Source organism: Nostoc sp. NZL, assembly GCF_015714705.1.
GTDB classification, from domain to species: Bacteria; Cyanobacteriota; Cyanobacteriia; order Cyanobacteriales; family Nostocaceae; genus Nostoc; species Nostoc foliaceum_A.
Genome location: NZ_WBKL01000170.1, coordinates 1 through 16755, shown reverse-complemented (window position 1 = coordinate 16755; position 16755 = coordinate 1). Strand labels below are relative to the sequence as shown.

The following is a 16755-nucleotide window of genomic DNA, read 5'->3' as shown; positions in this document are numbered from 1 at the left end:
CATGTCTTAGGTTAGATATTAATTCTGATGAATTTACTTCTTTAGTTGAAATGGCGTATATTTCCCCCCCAATGCTTCTACAATTGTGCGAGTATTAGCCTCCATCATTTTGATGTAAGAATCTCCTGGACTTCCCTTGGCACCAATTGAATCAGAATAGAGTTGATTTGGCGCTAATTTCACCCCTGCTTCTTGGGCAACAGTTTTAATTAAAGCGGGGTTAATTGTAGTCTCAGCAAAAATTGCAGAAACACCGATTTTTTTAATTGACTCTACCAATCGCTGGACTGTTTGAGCGCTTGGTTGTTCTTCGGTACTAATGCCAATTAAAGTACCTGCGATCGCAATCCCATAAGCACGTCCATAATATTGGAATGCATCATGGGTTGTCACTAGTTTTCGCTTATCTGTGGGGATAGTTTGAATCTGTTGATTTATCCAGCTATGCAACTGTTTTAATTCATTAGTAAGTTGCGATGCCTTTTGAGTAAATTTTTCTCTATCTTCAGGTGATAACTCAATCAACCCATCCCGAATCGCATTCGTCATTGCGATCGCATTTTCTGCACTACCCCAAACGTGCGGATCTGGCACAACTTCTCCTTTACCTTTATCAAGCTGCAAAGATTTGACTGCTTCCCCCACAGCTAATTTTTGCGCCTTACCACCAGAAGCATTCATTAATTTAATCAACCCCGGTTCCAGGTTGTAGCCGTTATACAAAATCAAGTCAGCTTCTTCCAAAACTCTACTGTCTGCTGGTACTGGTTCGTAAACATGAGGATCAGTACCCGGTTTCAAGATTGCACTTAGTTGAACTTCATCTCCTGCAACCTCTTGTGCCAAATCAGCAATGATAGTACTAGTTGCAACTACTCGCGGCTTATCTCCCTTGGCAGTGTTGAAGTTAGAGTCTTTCTGGGTACAACTGAGTAATGCCAAAGGCACAAGTATTCCCAAACAAAGCCGGAAAAGAATTTTTCCCTTCATCCTGCTGATTATTTCCTTGCCGTAAGGATTAGTGGTGTCTATCTCTAGTATTAGTTTCATTTATCTTGGATATTACATCTAATTATAGATTTTTTCATATTTCTCTCATTTTTATAGTAAGCTCAAGAAATAAATATTTAAACCAGATTATGAAAAACGTCTCTTTTCCTGCAAAATCTCGCTTATCCCAGACAAAAATAGAGGAAATGCCTGCAAAAAGTATTAAAGCTTTTGATATGAGTTCCAAAGCAGCAATTAGCGTTGCCCATCTAGGGGTATACTACCGGACACAAGAAGCCTTAAGGGACGTTAACTGTATCGTCAAACCTGGAAAACTGACGGGTATTTTTGGCCCCAACGGTGCCGGTAAAAGTACGCTAATGAAAGCAATGTTAGGCTTGGTTCCTGTCAGTAGTGGTACGGTGCTATGCCAAGGCAAACCCTTGATGCAACAACTAGAGAAAGTTGCTTATGTACCACAACGTAGCCAAATTGACTGGACTTACCCCGCCACCGTCTGGGATGTAGTCATGATGGGACGAGTAAAGAAGACAGGCTGGTTGCGTAGCTTCTCGGCAGTTAGTCGCCAAGTAGCAAAAAATGCCATAGAAAGAGTTGGAATGAGCGAATATTGCGATCGCCCCATTGGACAATTATCAGGAGGACAACAACAACGGGTATTTTTAGCCCGTGCTTTAACACAGCAAGCAGAAATCTTCTGCTTTGATGAACCTCTAGTAGGTATTGATCAAAAAACCCAGTCAGTGATTTTTGAAGTGTTCCATGAACTCGCCGCCGATAACAAAATTGTGCTAGTAGTCAACCATGACTTAGGGGAATCAATCGCTCACTTCGATGACTTAATATTATTAAATCGTGAATTAATCGCCACAGGTTCACGGCAACAAGTACTCACAGAAGAGAATGTACATCGTGCTTATAGCGGTAAAGTAATGTACTTTTCGGATGCTGCATGAATAATTCGTAATTCGTAATTTTAAGACATTTTATGTTACAAGCATTAATTGAGCCGTTGCAGTATGGCTTTATGCAGCGCTCGCTCGTGATTGCGATTTTAGTTGGGATGTTGTGTGCAGTTGTAGGCAGCTACTTGATGGTGCAGCGACTAGCATTGCTGGGTGATGCTATTAGTCACTCAGTTTTGCCTGGACTAGCGATCGCTTTTATGGTAGGAGCAAATATATATGTTGGGGCATTTATTGCCGGAGTTTTGAGTACAATGGCGATCGCTTGGATTAGAGTGCGATCGCCAATCAAAGAAGATGCGGCAATGGGCATAGTATTTTCAGCATTCTTTGCCCTTGGCATCACCCTAATTACTGTTATTCAAAAAGATAACAAAATAGACTTAAATCACTTCCTTTTTGGGAATATTCTCGGCGTTACCATTGATGAAGTGCGCGATACTGCTATTATTGCCGTTATTGTTTTAATAGTTGTTGTTTTATTATATAAAGAACTTTTATTTTACACCTTTGATCCTTTAGGCGCTCAAGCCGCAGGTTTGCCCGTCAATCGGCTGAACTTTGGGCTTATGGTGCTAATAGCTTTAACAATAGTCGCCAGCATGAAAGCTGTAGGTGTAATTTTAGTATTATCACTTTTGATTACACCAGGAGCCACCGCCTATTTATTAGTTAAACGTCTCAACTACGTAATGATTTTGGGTGCGGTAATTGGCGTAGTTTCTAGTATTAGCGGGATGTACCTCAGCTACTTTTATAACCTGCCCTCTGGCCCTGCGATCGTTTTAGTAGTATCGGGATTCTTTATTTTGGCGTTGTTATTCAGTCCTAGATACGGTATTTTTACTTTGAGCAACAGAAAGCTCACACCATAATCTTTGAATTACAGTGATTTTTCGGCGTGTAGAGACTTTGTATTGGAAAGTCTCTACACACATTTGCTAACCATGAGGCGCTGCGTTATTCAGTACCTAACAAGACGATGCTGGCAGCACTCCAGCAAACTTCAGGAAATCACTAATCACGCGAATTTCACCACCATTTGGTAGCTTGACACCTTTGGAGGGGTTCCAAACACGATCGTACTTGTGAGCAAATTCGTGCTCATGGTCATGCCCATGCTCACGCTCGTTGAGGTAGGAAGATCGGTCGTTCTTAATTAGGCCGATGATGGTTTCAGCAACAATGTGGCTACCAACTTCGCCCAAAGAGTCACCCTTTGCACGAACTTCGGATTCTTTGAGGACGTAATACCACGCTGGAGTCTTTTCTAGGAAAGGTTCGAGGGCTTGATTTAATTCTGGTGAATTGCCTTGTTTAAGTTCCTCCACTGTCAGTTTTTTGATACCAAGTTTTTTAGCTAGGCTCTGTCCGGTGGGAATGCTGAGGAAATATCCACGTAATAGGTTCCGTTTAGCAAGGTGCTTCAGAAGTTGTTGAATAGGAGGTTGTGCATCGTTGCCTTCATTAAGTAGTTCTGACAAAGGAAATGCAAGATGCGTGTCGATTTTTCGTGCAGAATTTGTCTGCCTTTTGGCAGCGCTTTCTTTGTCAACAAAGCGATCCCACTCAATAATCCAGTTAAAAGGTAGAGTATTGGATGGGCCAGGGCCTGGCGGGCCGCCTATATCACGTTTTCCCGTAAAAGCAAAAAGTAAAACAAACGTTGCATCTGTCAGCGCTCCTGGTTGGTCTGTAAAATTGCGGTTGTAGTCATAAGCAGCCCGCACCATACTGTGTCCAAAACGGTAAGCTGCAACGGAAAATTCTAGAGGCATGAAAAGATTTCCATGCCGGGGATGGTAGAATTTCAGCCCATCGCTGAGAATGCTGTCCACTGTCCCTTTTGCAGTCACTGTTTTAAGGAAATCATTGACGACAAGCCACTGGTAGTGCCAACGAACCAGAGTCTGCGCCCGAACAAATAGTTTTTTATTGTCTTTGGCATTCTTCGGTTCGTTCTTCCGCACCCAGTCAACTACTGCGTTGTGGAAACGCAGAAAGGCAGTGTGGAACTGTGCCACAATCAGATTTTCGTCGTTGCGACTGTCGGCGATCGCAGCTATTCTGTTATTACGTGGCAGGTCGCGCGATAAATCGTTTTCTGGTGGAATTTTGGCACCAGGAATTGGGTCGCCGTTAGCATTTTGTTCAGCGTTTTGCCCAACTTTCAGTTTTACTGGGTCGTCTTCTTGATAAAAGTCTTTTGCTTCCGTGGGGTTTTTAGGGTCTAGAGTTGGCCCGTCACCATAAACACTGTCAAGATCGAAAGTGGGGCGACGCAGATTCTTGAGTTTATCGGTTATGAAGTCGGGTGACAGAGGCTTGAAATCGTCTTTGGTAATATCAGTTTGGAGGTCTGTGACAGTCCGATCAGTGTTGGCAGTAATATCATGATCGATAAATTGTCCCCAGTAAGTATAAACCGGAGGTATTTTTGAGTTAGCGTCCTCAAGCTCAGGGCCTTCTCTGTCAATTATTGCATCGCCTAGCTCTTTGAGTTTTTTAATAATATCTTGGTTATTGTCTGCCGGAAGCAGACTATTTGGATCTCTGGCAATATCTGGGAAGAGATAATCGAAATCTGTCTCCACATCAATCGCCTCAGTCGTTGGCGGACGTAAGGCTATTCTCTGTTGCACAGTCTCTTCCTTGATATATCCGCCGTGGCTAAATTCAAAAGGGAGATTTTGCATCGTTTTTTCCTTTAGGAGTCCGGTAATTCCCTCTGATATGTCAGTGGAGTTCCACTGAGAAATCTGAATTTAAATAATGACATTGCGGATTATCAAAGTAATAGTACCCGCAGGGGTACCATTGGCAAGCAAAAGGTCGAGGCAATTTGGAATCATGAATGCGATCAAGAGTTACTCACTTAAGAGTGGTAGAGCGATCGCCTGCAATCATCCAGACTATTTTTCCTGCTTACAGTTCTGATACAACAAATCATTGCTAGTTCAGTTAAGCTGGCAACAGCAGTTTCATCCTCAAAACAATGACAGCAGGTAGTCCCACAATTTTAGCCCTAGACTTTGATGGAGTCATTTGCGACGGACTAATTGAATATTTTGAGGTAGCATGGCGTACCTACTGTGAAATTTGGTCTCCTGCTAACGATGCACCACCAGATGATTTAGCTTTGAGATTCTATCGCCTACGACCTGTAATTGAAACAGGTTGGGAAATGCCTGTTTTAATCAAAGCGTTGGTAGATGGAATTCCTGATGAAAAAATTCTTCATGAATGGGTAAGCATCGCCCCACAACTTTTGTTAACTGACAAGATACAAGCAAGAGAAATTGGTGCAAAGCTAGATAAACAACGGGATGAATGGATTACCACCGATTTGGACGGTTGGCTAAGTCTGCATAGATTTTATCCAGGTGTCATAGAAAAAATCAAATTAACTCTTGACAGTGGGGTTAAGCTATATATTGTGACAACTAAAGAAGGGCGTTTTGTACAGCAGTTGTTGCAACAAGAAGGAGTGAACTTAGCACCAGCAGCAATTTTTGGTAAAGAAGTCAAGCGTCCTAAATATGAAATTCTGCGAGAATTAATCCAGGCAGTAGGAGATAACCAAGTTAGTCTTTGGTTTGTAGAAGATAGACTCAAGACTTTGCAGTTAGTCCAACAGCAATCAGACCTTGAACATGTGAAACTCTTTCTTGCTGACTGGGGTTATAATACCCAAGCAGAACGGGAAGCCGCCCAAAATGATCCACGAATTCATCTGGTATCACTGTCTCAGTTTGCCAAAGATTTCTCTGCTTGGCATTGAAAAATGAAGATAATCTCACGCCAGATATAAAAGTACATAGACGCAGAGGTTATCTTTGCGTCTTTGTGTGAGATTTAAACGCCGAAATTTGCAATCTTATCTTAATATTAAATTTAAAATCCTATGCTTGACCTGACAAAACTGGCGCGACAAATGCAGGGCTTAAGTCAGCATCTTACCTTAGAAGCTGCTGCTAGTCGCCAGCGTTTAGAATTGGCGCAACAACATCTCAAAAATGCTTACGAGTCTCAACAAGATTTAATCGATCGCCAAGAAAAATGGCGCGATCGCATTCTCTTTGCTAATGCTACCCCAATTGAGCCGCTAGAAACCTGCATAGATATCCCAGTTCCTCCAAAAATCCATACTGTCATCGCTACTGACGGTTCACAAATTGCCCCTAACCATCATGAAATTGCTTACTGCTATCTCCTAAATATTGGCAGAGTAGTTTTACACTACGGACAAAATCGCCATCCGTTACTCGATAGTTTGCCAGAGGTATTTTACCGCCCGGAAGATTTATACATGTCTCGGCAGTGGGGAATTAGAACCGAAGAATGGATGAGTTTCCGTCGCACTGCTTCAGAAACAACGGTGTTGGCAGAACTTGCCTGTGCAGCGAAAGGGGAAGCACCAGCATTGGCGATGGTAGATGGTTCCCTAGTTTACTGGTTTTTAGAACAGTTGCCAGTGGATGCACGCGATCGCATTTTACCCCCTATCCTCGAAGCTTGGCAGCAGATGCGTGAGGCTAAAATTCCTTTAATGGGCTATCTTAGTGCCTCTCGTAGCATCGAAACAATGAACTTTTTACGGTTGTTAGCTTGTCCTCATCCAGTGCCAGACTGTAAAACTTATTGCCCAAACCAGCTAGAAAAAGTAGCTTGTAAAATTTTTGAACAGTTGCGAGATACTTCTGTTTGGGCAACCCGACTCAAACCAGGACAACGCAGCACCCTTTGGCGCAGTAATTCCCCCATTCTCGAACTCTACGGAGACCAAACTATTTACTTTTGCTACGTCCACGTTGGCACTGAAATTGCCCGAATCGAAGTTCCGGCATGGGTAGCAGAGAATGCAACTATGTTAGACCAAGCATTGGGGCTAATGCTAGCACAAGTGCAAAAAGGATATGGCTACCCTGTAGCGATCGCAGAAGCCCATAATCAAGCAGTCGTAAAGGGTGGTGATAGAGCACGCTTTTTTGCCCTCCTCGAACAACAAATGATTAAAGCTGGTCTGAAAAATGTGGGAACTTCCTATAAAGAAGCCAGAAAGCGGGGCAGTATTGCTTAGGAACTTCTAGAGTGATCTAGGGTTATCGTTTGAATATACGGGTTTTGAAATTGGCGATCGCAGCCATCCCAATTCATAGTGTTTACATTTGTCCTGTTAATAGCGCTGACACGTTAGCCAAGCTAGAGATAGCAAAGCACGATACCCTGGCAAACGATCTTAAGCAGATTAAAGGATTGATGCAGTTAAGTAAAAGTTGCTGCTCTTACGTAACACTTCTTATCTTTAATTCAAAATATAAATGTTTACTTTACACCTTTTTTGGGAAACCTTTATTTAGTAGGGAATTAAGTCAATAACTAGCTAGCTTTTTCAGTAAAAACTACTAGATAATTCTTGCCTCTGCTATCACGTTTATTACGTATTTATTCGTAAAATAAACAGTCTGCATGGGAACTCATATTAGGTAGTTTCTTGCTCGATGATATCCCATTGAGATGGTTATTAAATTTCCGAAAAGCGTATTAACTTATTTTATCTATAACCAAAAAAGTTTGATATCTATACAATTTATGAAACTAGTAAAATCTGGGTACAAACAATCTGAAGAAAAATACTCTCGATTTTTCTCACTTTCTATAGATTTATTGTGTATTGCTAATTTTGACGGTTATTTTAAGTATCTAAACCCAAAATGGACAAAAACGCTAGGTTGGTCTGAACAAGAACTCATTAGCAAACCCTTTATCGAATTTGTTCACCCTGATGACCGTGAATCCACTATTGTTGCAGCCCAAAAAATTACACAGTCTGTAGATGCAATCAGCTTTGAAAATCGCTATCTTTGTCGGGATGGTTCTTATAAATGGCTTTCATGGAATGCAACTGGCTTCAGCGAAGAAAAGTTGATTTATGCAGTAGCTCGTGACATTGATCGTAATAAAGAGAATGAGATAGAGTTACAAAAGTCTATCCGAGAACTAGAAGCTTTTAAATTTGCCTTAAATGCCCATTCACTAGTAGCTATTACTGATAAAGCTGGAAGAATAACCTATGTCAATGACCAATTTTGTGAAATTTCTCAATATTCTAGAGAAGAACTTCTAGGGCAAGATCATCGCATTATCAATTCTGGACATCATACAAAAGAATTTTTTGCAAATTTATGGAAAACTATTGTCCAAGGAAAAATATGGAAAGGAGAGATTAAAAATAAAGCCAAGGATGGCAGTTTTTATTGGGTGGATACTTTGATCGCCCCAATGTTGAACCCAGATGGAAAACCCTATCAACATGTATCAATTCGTACAGATATTACACAACGTAAGCTCTCAGAGTTAGCTTTATTGGAGCGATCGCGCTTGTCAGTTTTGAGTGCAGAAGTCAGTTTAGCTTTATCTCAAAGTGGCACACTTCCAGAAATTCTACAAAACTGTACAAATACTATTTCCCAATATCTTGATATTGCCTTTGTTTGTATTTGGACATTTGAACGACAGACAAACCAGCTACAATTACAGGCTGGTGTTCATTGTACAGATGTTACTTGCAGTGCTTTGAGCGATACACAAGATTTCCCAAATCACATGGTTGTAGCTAATAATATTATTGGCTTAATGACTCAAAATCATCAACCTATTATTAACGAAGAGTTATCAATTAATAATTCCGAAAAATTTCTCGATTCTACATTCTCAATTGTTCGATTTTCTGCTTATCCCCTGATAGTAGAGCAGCAGCTAATCGGCATAATAGCTTTATTCAGCAAGCAATTATTTACCGAACCAACTCATAACCTATTAAATTGGATTGCTAATAATATTGCTGTAGCTATTGACCGCATCTTGGCGCGAGAAGAACTCCTCAGCCGTCGGGAAGCCTTATTACTGCGTCTAGCTAGTCAAATCCGCAGTTCTCTTGACCTAGATATGATCCTAGAAACTGCGGTCAATGAAATTCGTAGCTTATTACAAATTGATCGTTGCTACTTTCTTTCTTACTTATCGCACCCATCCCAACCAAGCCTCACTATTAGTTATGAAGCGCGAAACCCTAACTTACCAACCATGTTAGGCAGTATTCCGCTGCAAAAAAGTACTTTTTTAACAAAAATACTTCTCTCTCAAGAGTTAATTTGCATTGACGATATTAAGAGCAACTTACATCTCGATTATGATTTGCAAGAATTTTTAACTGAATTTAGCATCACATCTCAACTACTGTTACCAGTTAAGAGTAATTCCGGTGAGATTGGGGCAATTGTGTGCAGTCATTGCAGTGGCGATCGCATTTGGACTAACAGTGAAATTAGCCTGCTACAAGCTGTTTGCGATCAACTAGCGATCGCCATAGATCATGCACAACTTTATACCCAAAGTCGCTCTGCTACTTTAGTTGCTCAAACTCAAGCCGAAAAACTCACCGAAACCTTGCATAAATTGCAGCAAACTCAATCTCAACTGATCCAGAATGAAAAAATGTCTAGCTTGGGACAATTAGTAGCTGGAGTTGCCCATGAAATCAACAATCCTGTTAATTTTATTCACGGCAACTTAACCTATGCTAACGAATACTTTCAAGAGATGTTAACCCTATTGCACCTTTATCAGCAACACTATCCCACCCCCCAAGCAGAAATTCAAGATTTTGCTGAAAAAATTGATTTAGAATTTATTACCGATGATCTTTCTAAACTCCTGTCTTCAATGAATATGGGTACTAATCGTATCCGTGAAATTGTTTTGGGATTGCGGAATTTTTCCCGTCACGATGAAGCAGATAAAAAACTAGTTGATATTCATGAAGGAATTGAAAATACACTATTAATTTTGCATCACCGTTGGAAAAATAATGGTATTGGGCTAGATATATCTATTGTTAAAAAATATGGCAATTTACCCTTAGTTGATTGCTATCCTGGGCAGCTTAATCAAGTATTTATGAATATTTTGACAAATGCAATCGATGCTTTAGAAGAGTCAATGGTCAAGTTAAAAACAACTGATAAACCGCAAATTATAATTCGTACTGAAATTTTAGACAGGAAATTTGTGGTCATTCGAATTACTGACAACGGATTAGGAATGGAGGAAGACGTTAGAAAACGGTTATTCGATCCCTTCTTCACGACAAAACCAGTGGGTAAGGGAACAGGACTAGGGCTATCAATTAGCTACCAAATTGTAGTAGAAAAACATGGTGGAATTTTGAATTGTCTATCAGAACCAGGAAATGGTACAGAATTCTGGATTGAAATTCCAATTTAAACAGGAATTTAATAAGCCCCGCAGAAAAAGTCTGGCGACTTTGCTTGCATTGTTTTAGACTGAGAACCTCAAAAAATGAGAGATTACGCTAATTTTGCAGCGGAATTATTCGGCTTATTTATTTAAAGTACAATCCTCATACTCAAATCCAACCACTTCGACTGAGTAATCGGCGCACTACTAGAAATATAGTCAACACCCGCCTCTGCTACACCGCGAATCGTTTCCAAAGTCACATTCCCCGAAGCTTCAATTTTCACTCGCCTATCCTGCTGGCGAATCAACTGCACCGCTTGACCCATCATATCCAAAGGCATATTGTCCAACATAATAATGTCAGCATTGTACCGCAAAGCTTCTTTCACCTGCTCTAAACTTTCCGTCTCAATCTCTATAGTCAAGGGATAAGGAATCTGAGAACGAATACGGGTAACAGCTTCTCCAATTCCCCCAGCCGCCGCAATGTGATTATCCTTAATCATCACTGCATCATCCAACCCCATGCGGTGATTAATCGCTCCACCCAAAGCAGTCGCGTACTTTTCCAACAGTCTCAGCCCTGGTGTAGTTTTACGCGTATCCACCAACTGAGCAGGTAAATCAGCAATTTTCTCTACATATATATTAGTCAGCGTCGCAATCCCACTCAAGCGCATAGCCAAATTGAGCGCAACTCGTTCCCCCATCAGCAGCGCATCCAGCGAACCATAAATTTCAGCTACTACCTGTCCCGGCTCACACCATGCACCTTCAGCCGCAACCGCCACAAAGCTAACTTTTTCATTCAAAATCTGAAACACTCTAGCAGCAACTGGTAAGCCAGCAATTATCCCTGAAGCTTTAGCGATCCATTTAGCAGAGCCTAGCGTCACATCTTCTACTAGTAGTGTATTTGTTGTGCGATCGCCCCTGCCAATATCCTCCATCAACCAGCCACGCAACAGTGGATCTAAAACCAGCCAGGGCGGCAAAACACCAGAATTTCTCACAACTTTATTGCTTCCTTAGTGACTTTTAGGAATACTATAGCCTAAAACTCTTACTCTCTAAGGCTTTGATAGTGATAGGAAAGCCGTCCAAAATAATATTGGAAAAAATAGTTGACACAAAGAGTTGGGTTCGCTATATTGAATAAGTGCCTGAAGCGGAGAGCGAAAACGCGACGCATTCAGGGAACCGAACCTTGAAAATATTATAGTTTGAAAGCCACTATACAGCAAGTGGTCTGCGTCAAGAAAATAAAGATAACTAAGCTGAAGTTAAAAAAGAGCAGCTAATTGAGCTAATAAAGCAAACACTTCAAAACGGAGAGTTTGATCCTGGCTCAGGATGAACGCTGGCGGTATGCTTAACACATGCAAGTCGAACGGTGTCTTCGGACACAGTGGCGGACGGGTGAGTAACGCGTGAGAATCTGGCTTTAGGTCTGGGACAACCACTGGAAACGGTGGCTAATACCGGATGTGCCGAGAGGTGAAAGGTTAACTGCCTGAAGATGAGCTCGCGTCTGATTAGCTAGTAGGTGTGGTAAAGGCGCACCTAGGCGACGATCAGTAGCTGGTCTGAGAGGACGATCAGCCACACTGGGACTGAGACACGGCCCAGACTCCTACGGGAGGCAGCAGTGGGGAATTTTCCGCAATGGGCGAAAGCCTGACGGAGCAATACCGCGTGAGGGAGGAAGGCTCTTGGGTCGTAAACCTCTTTTCTCAGGGAAGAACACAATGACGGTACCTGAGGAATAAGCATCGGCTAACTCCGTGCCAGCAGCCGCGGTAATACGGAGGATGCAAGCGTTATCCGGAATGATTGGGCGTAAAGCGTCCGCAGGTGGCTATGTAAGTCTGCTGTTAAAGAGTCTAGCTCAACTAGATAAGAGCAGTGGAAACTACATGGCTAGAGTGCGTTCGGGGCAGAGGGAATTCCTGGTGTAGCGGTGAAATGCGTAGAGATCAGGAAGAACACCGGTGGCGAAGGCGCTCTGCTAGGCCGCAACTGACACTGAGGGACGAAAGCTAGGGGAGCGAATGGGATTAGATACCCCAGTAGTCCTAGCCGTAAACGATGGATACTAGGCGTGGCTTGTATCGACCCGAGCCGTGCCGTAGCTAACGCGTTAAGTATCCCGCCTGGGGAGTACGCCGGCAACGGTGAAACTCAAAGGAATTGACGGGGGCCCGCACAAGCGGTGGAGTATGTGGTTTAATTCGATGCAACGCGAAGAACCTTACCAAGGCTTGACATGTCGCGAATCTTCTTGAAAGGGAAGAGTGCCTTCGGGAGCGCGAACACAGGTGGTGCATGGCTGTCGTCAGCTCGTGTCGTGAGATGTTGGGTTAAGTCCCGCAACGAGCGCAACCCTCGTTTTTAGTTGCCAGCATTAAGTTGGGCACTCTAGAGAGACTGCCGGTGACAAACCGGAGGAAGGTGGGGATGACGTCAAGTCAGCATGCCCCTTACGCCTTGGGCTACACACGTACTACAATGCTCCGGACAGAGGGCAGCAAGCATGCGAATGCAAGCAAATCCCGTAAACCGGAGCTCAGTTCAGATCGCAGGCTGCAACTCGCCTGCGTGAAGGAGGAATCGCTAGTAATTGCAGGTCAGCATACTGCAGTGAATTCGTTCCCGGGCCTTGTACACACCGCCCGTCACACCATGGAAGCTGGTAGTGCCCGAAGTCATTACTCCAACCTTTCGGGGGGGAGGATGCCTAAGGCAGGACTGGTGACTGGGGTGAAGTCGTAACAAGGTAGCCGTACCGGAAGGTGTGGCTGGATCACCTCCTTTTTAGGGAGACCTACACCCCTTACATATCGAAAAACACACAGTTAAATAGATAGTAAGTTGGTCTAACCTAGGTCGGTCGCAGACATTTGCAAATGTTGAAAGCTTTCAAACTATGATTTGGTTCGATATGGGCTATTAGCTCAGGTGGTTAGAGCGCACCCCTGATAAGGGTGAGGTCCCTGGTTCGAGTCCAGGATGGCCCACCTGAAAGTAATTAGTAATTGCTAATTCGTAATTCGTGATTAACTACGAATTAAGAATTATGAATTACGAATTATAATCTGGGGGTTTAGCTCAGTTGGTAGAGCGCCTGCTTTGCAAGCAGGATGTCAGCGGTTCGAGTCCGCTAACCTCCACCTGTGGCGATTGCCATTGATAAAATTTTGTGAGAGTTCAGCAACATGACTTAATTGAGTCAGACTGCTGAGTTGATCTCAGCCAGAACCTTGAAAACTGCATAGTAACGCGAAATTAGCAGGCAGACACAGACATTCTGAAAGAATGTTGAGTGAATGCAAAATGTGAAACACCAAATGTATTGAGTGGTCAAGCTAATAAGGGCTAACGGTGGATACCTAGGCACACAGAGGCGATGAAGGACGTGGTTACCGACGATATGCTCCGGGGAGTTGGAAGCAAACATTGAGCCGGAGATTTCCGAATGGGGCAACCCTATATACTACCTGCTGAATATATAGGCAGGAGAGAGCCAACCCAGCGAATTGAAACATCTTAGTAGCTGGAGGAAGAGAAATCAAAACAGAGATTCCCTAAGTAGTGGTGAGCGAAAGGGGAAAAGCCTAAACCAATTGGTTTACCGATTGGGGTAGTGGGACAGCGATATCGAATCTGGAGGCTAGACGAAGCAGCTAAATACTGCACCAAAGAAGGTGAAAGTCCTGTAGTCGAAAGTTAAAGGATAGTAGCTGAATCCCGAGTAGCATGGGGCACGAGGAATCCCATGTGAATCAGCGAGGACCACCTCGTAAGGCTAAATACTACTGTGTGACCGATAGTGAACCAGTACCGCGAGGGAAAGGTGAAAAGAACCCCGGAAGGGGAGTGAAATAGAACATGAAACCGTTAGCTTACAAGCAGTGGGAGGACTATTCAAAGTCTGACCGCGTGCCTGTTGAAGAATGAGCCGGCGACTTATAGGCACTGGTAGGTTAAAGCGAGAATGCTGGAGCCAAAGGGAAACCGAGTCTGAAAAGGGCGATAATCAGTGTTTATAGACCCGAACCCTGGTGATCTAACCATGGCCAGGATGAAGCTTGGGTAACACCAAGTGGAGGTCCGCACCGACTGATGTTGAAAAATCAGCGGATGAGCTGTGGTTAGGGGTGAAATGCCAATCGAACCAGGAGCTAGCTGGTTCTCCCCGAAATGTGTTTAGGCGCAGCGGTAATGATTATATCTGGGGGGTAAAGCACTGTTTCGGTGCGGGCTGGGAGACCGGTACCAAATCGAGACAAACTCTGAATACCCAGAGCACACATTGCCAGTGAGACAGTGGGGGATAAGCTTCATTGTCAAGAGGGAAACAGCCCAGACCACCAGCTAAGGTCCCCAAATCATCGCTAAGTGATAAAGGAGGTGAGAGTGCACAGACAACTAGGAGGTTTGCCTAGAAGCAGCCACCCTTGAAAGAGTGCGTAATAGCTCACTAGTCAAGCGCTCTCGCGCCGAAAATGAACGGGGCTAAGCGATGTACCGAAGCTGTGGGATTAATCAATTGATTAATCGGTAGGGGAGCGTTCCGTCGTAGGTAGAAGCAGTAGCGGCAAGCAGCTGTGGACGAAACGGAAGTGAGAATGTCGGCTTGAGTAGCGCAAACATTGGTGAGAATCCAATGCCCCGAAACCCTAAGGTTTCCTCCGCCAGGTTCGTCCCCGGAGGGTTAGTCAGGGCCTAAGGCGAGGCCGAACGGCGTAGTCGATGGACAACGGGTTAAAATTCCCGTACTGATTGTAGGTTGTGCAGAGGGACGGAGAAGATAATTGTCAGCCGGATGTTGGTTACCGGTTCAAGCGTCAAGATGTTGAGAGACGGCGAAAACGTTTCGAGTTGAGGCGTGAGTACGACCCACTACGGTGGGGAAGTGGCATAGTCTAGCTTCCAAGAAAAGCTCTAAACACGTTAACTTACAGTTACCTGTACCCGAAACCGACACAGGTAGGGAGGTTGAGAATACCAAGGGGCGCGAGATAACTCTCTCTAAGGAACTCGGCAAAATGGCCCCGTAACTTCGGAAGAAGGGGTGCCCACCTCAGACGTGGGTCGCAGTGAAGAGATCCAGGCGACTGTTTACCAAAAACACAGGTCTCCGCAAAGTCATTAAGACGCAGTATGGGGGCTGACGCCTGCCCAGTGCCGGAAGGTTAAGGAAGTTGGTCAGGGGGAAACCTTGAAGCTAGCGACCGAAGCCCCGGTGAACGGCGGCCGTAACTATAACGGTCCTAAGGTAGCGAAATTCCTTGTCGGGTAAGTTCCGACCCGCACGAAAGGCGTAACGATCTGGATGGTGTCTCAGAGAGAGACTCGGCGAAATAGGAATGTCTGTGAAGATACGGACTGCCTGCACCTGGACAGAAAGACCCTATGAAGCTTTACTGTAGCCTGGAATTGTGTTCGGGCTTGGCTTGCGCAGGATAGGTGGGAGGCGATGAAGTATTCCTTGTGGGGAGTATGGAGCCAACGGTGAGATACCACTCTGGCGAAGCTAGAATTCTAACCCATGACCATTATCTGGTCAGGGAACAGTTTCAGGTGGGCAGTTTGACTGGGGCGGTCGCCTCCTAAAAGGTAACGGAGGCGCGCAAAGGTTCCCTCAGCACGCTTGGAAACCGTGCGGCGAGTGTAAAGGCATAAAGGGAGCTTGACTGCAAGACTGACAAGTCGAGCAGGTACGAAAGTAGGCCTTAGTGATCCGACGGCGCAGAGTGGAATGGCCGTCGCTCAACGGATAAAAGTTACTCTAGGGATAACAGGCTGATCTCCCCCAAGAGTCCACATCGACGGGGAGGTTTGGCACCTCGATGTCGGCTCATCGCAACCTGGGGCGGAAGTACGTCCCAAGGGTTGGGCTGTTCGCCCATTAAAGCGGTACGTGAGCTGGGTTCAGAACGTCGTGAGACAGTTCGGTCCATATCCGGTGCAGGCGTAAGAGCATTGAGAGGAGTCCTCCTTAGTACGAGAGGACCGGGAGGAACGCACCGCTGGTGTACCAGTTATCGTGCCAACGGTAAACGCTGGGTAGCCAAGTGCGGAGCGGATAACCGCTGAAAGCATCTAAGTGGGAAGCCCACCTCAAGATGAGTGCTCTCACCACGTAAGTGGGTAAGGTCACGGGAAGAACACCCGTTCTTAGGCGGTAGGTGGAAGTGCAGCAATGTATGTAGCCGAGCCGTGCTAACAGACCGAGGGCTTGACCTCATAAATCATTTGGTTTCGCGTTACTGTGCAGTCTTCAGGGTCTCTGACCCAACAATATTTCCTGGTGTCTATTGCGCGGTGGAACCACACTGAACCCTTCCCGAACTCAGAGGTGAAACGCTGCTGCGGCCACGATAGTTTAGGGGTAGCCCTACGCAAAAATAGCTCGATGCCAGGATTCATTTTTATATCAAAGCCCCCTAGCTCATATCACAGCTAGGGGGTTTTTGATTTCAGGTATCTACTGCTAAAACAACACACTATCACC

The 16755-nt window shown here is 44.4% G+C and carries 8 protein-coding genes, 2 tRNA genes and 3 rRNA genes; 10 read left to right on the top strand and 3 right to left on the bottom strand.

Annotated elements, in window-relative coordinates; all coding sequences use genetic code 11:
* Nucleotides 1-33: 33 nt before the first annotated feature.
* Nucleotides 34-1050: a metal ABC transporter substrate-binding protein gene (locus tag F8R90_RS24915; RefSeq protein WP_196512903.1), complete on the bottom strand. Its 1017-nt coding sequence runs from the start codon at nucleotides 1048-1050 to the stop codon at nucleotides 34-36.
* Between the two features lie 146 nt (nucleotides 1051-1196).
* Here F8R90_RS24915 and F8R90_RS24910 point away from each other — a divergent pair, with 146 nt between their 5' ends.
* Nucleotides 1197-1967, top strand: coding sequence for a metal ABC transporter ATP-binding protein (locus F8R90_RS24910; RefSeq protein ID WP_442946760.1), 771 nt, complete (start codon nucleotides 1197-1199; stop codon nucleotides 1965-1967).
* A gap of 32 nt (nucleotides 1968-1999) precedes the next feature.
* Complete coding sequence (locus tag F8R90_RS24905; protein ID WP_196512901.1) at nucleotides 2000-2851, top strand: metal ABC transporter permease; 852 nt, start codon at nucleotides 2000-2002, stop codon at nucleotides 2849-2851.
* Nucleotides 2852-2947: 96 nt separating this feature from the next.
* On the opposite strand, the gene F8R90_RS24900 is transcribed toward F8R90_RS24905, so the two are convergent.
* Nucleotides 2948-4672, bottom strand: coding sequence for a peroxidase family protein (locus tag F8R90_RS24900; RefSeq protein WP_196512900.1), 1725 nt, complete (start codon nucleotides 4670-4672; stop codon nucleotides 2948-2950).
* 299 nt (nucleotides 4673-4971) lie between these two features.
* Between F8R90_RS24900 and F8R90_RS24895 the strand changes: the two genes are divergently transcribed.
* From F8R90_RS24895 to F8R90_RS24885, 3 genes are all read left to right on the top strand, one after another.
* On the top strand, nucleotides 4972-5757 hold the full coding sequence (locus F8R90_RS24895; protein WP_196512899.1) for an HAD family hydrolase: 786 nt from the start codon (nucleotides 4972-4974) through the stop codon (nucleotides 5755-5757).
* A gap of 123 nt (nucleotides 5758-5880) precedes the next feature.
* Nucleotides 5881-7056, top strand: a complete 1176-nt coding sequence (locus F8R90_RS24890) for a DNA double-strand break repair nuclease NurA (RefSeq protein ID WP_196512898.1) — start codon at nucleotides 5881-5883, stop codon at nucleotides 7054-7056.
* A 512-nt stretch (nucleotides 7057-7568) separates the two neighbouring features.
* Complete coding sequence (locus tag F8R90_RS24885) at nucleotides 7569-10262, top strand: PAS domain S-box protein (RefSeq protein ID WP_196512897.1); 2694 nt, start codon at nucleotides 7569-7571, stop codon at nucleotides 10260-10262.
* Between the two features lie 122 nt (nucleotides 10263-10384).
* On the opposite strand, the gene nadC is transcribed toward F8R90_RS24885, so the two are convergent.
* Nucleotides 10385-11251: a carboxylating nicotinate-nucleotide diphosphorylase gene (gene nadC, locus F8R90_RS24880; protein ID WP_196512896.1), complete on the bottom strand. Its 867-nt coding sequence runs from the start codon at nucleotides 11249-11251 to the stop codon at nucleotides 10385-10387.
* Nucleotides 11252-11563: 312 nt separating this feature from the next.
* Between nadC and F8R90_RS24875 the strand changes: the two genes are divergently transcribed.
* The 5 genes from F8R90_RS24875 (at nucleotide 11564) to rrf (ending at nucleotide 16665) form a co-directional block, all read left to right on the top strand.
* Nucleotides 11564-13052 (top strand): 16S ribosomal RNA (locus F8R90_RS24875).
* A 129-nt stretch (nucleotides 13053-13181) separates the two neighbouring features.
* Nucleotides 13182-13255: transfer RNA gene (locus F8R90_RS24870), tRNA-Ile, on the top strand.
* Nucleotides 13256-13335: 80 nt separating this feature from the next.
* Nucleotides 13336-13408, top strand: a tRNA-Ala gene (locus F8R90_RS24865).
* Between the two features lie 188 nt (nucleotides 13409-13596).
* Nucleotides 13597-16487 (top strand): 23S ribosomal RNA (locus F8R90_RS24860).
* Nucleotides 16488-16547: 60 nt separating this feature from the next.
* Nucleotides 16548-16665: ribosomal RNA gene (gene rrf / locus F8R90_RS24855) — 5S ribosomal RNA — on the top strand.
* Together the 16S, 23S and 5S rRNA genes with 2 tRNA genes alongside form the textbook arrangement of a ribosomal RNA operon.
* Nucleotides 16666-16755 lie beyond the last annotated feature (90 nt).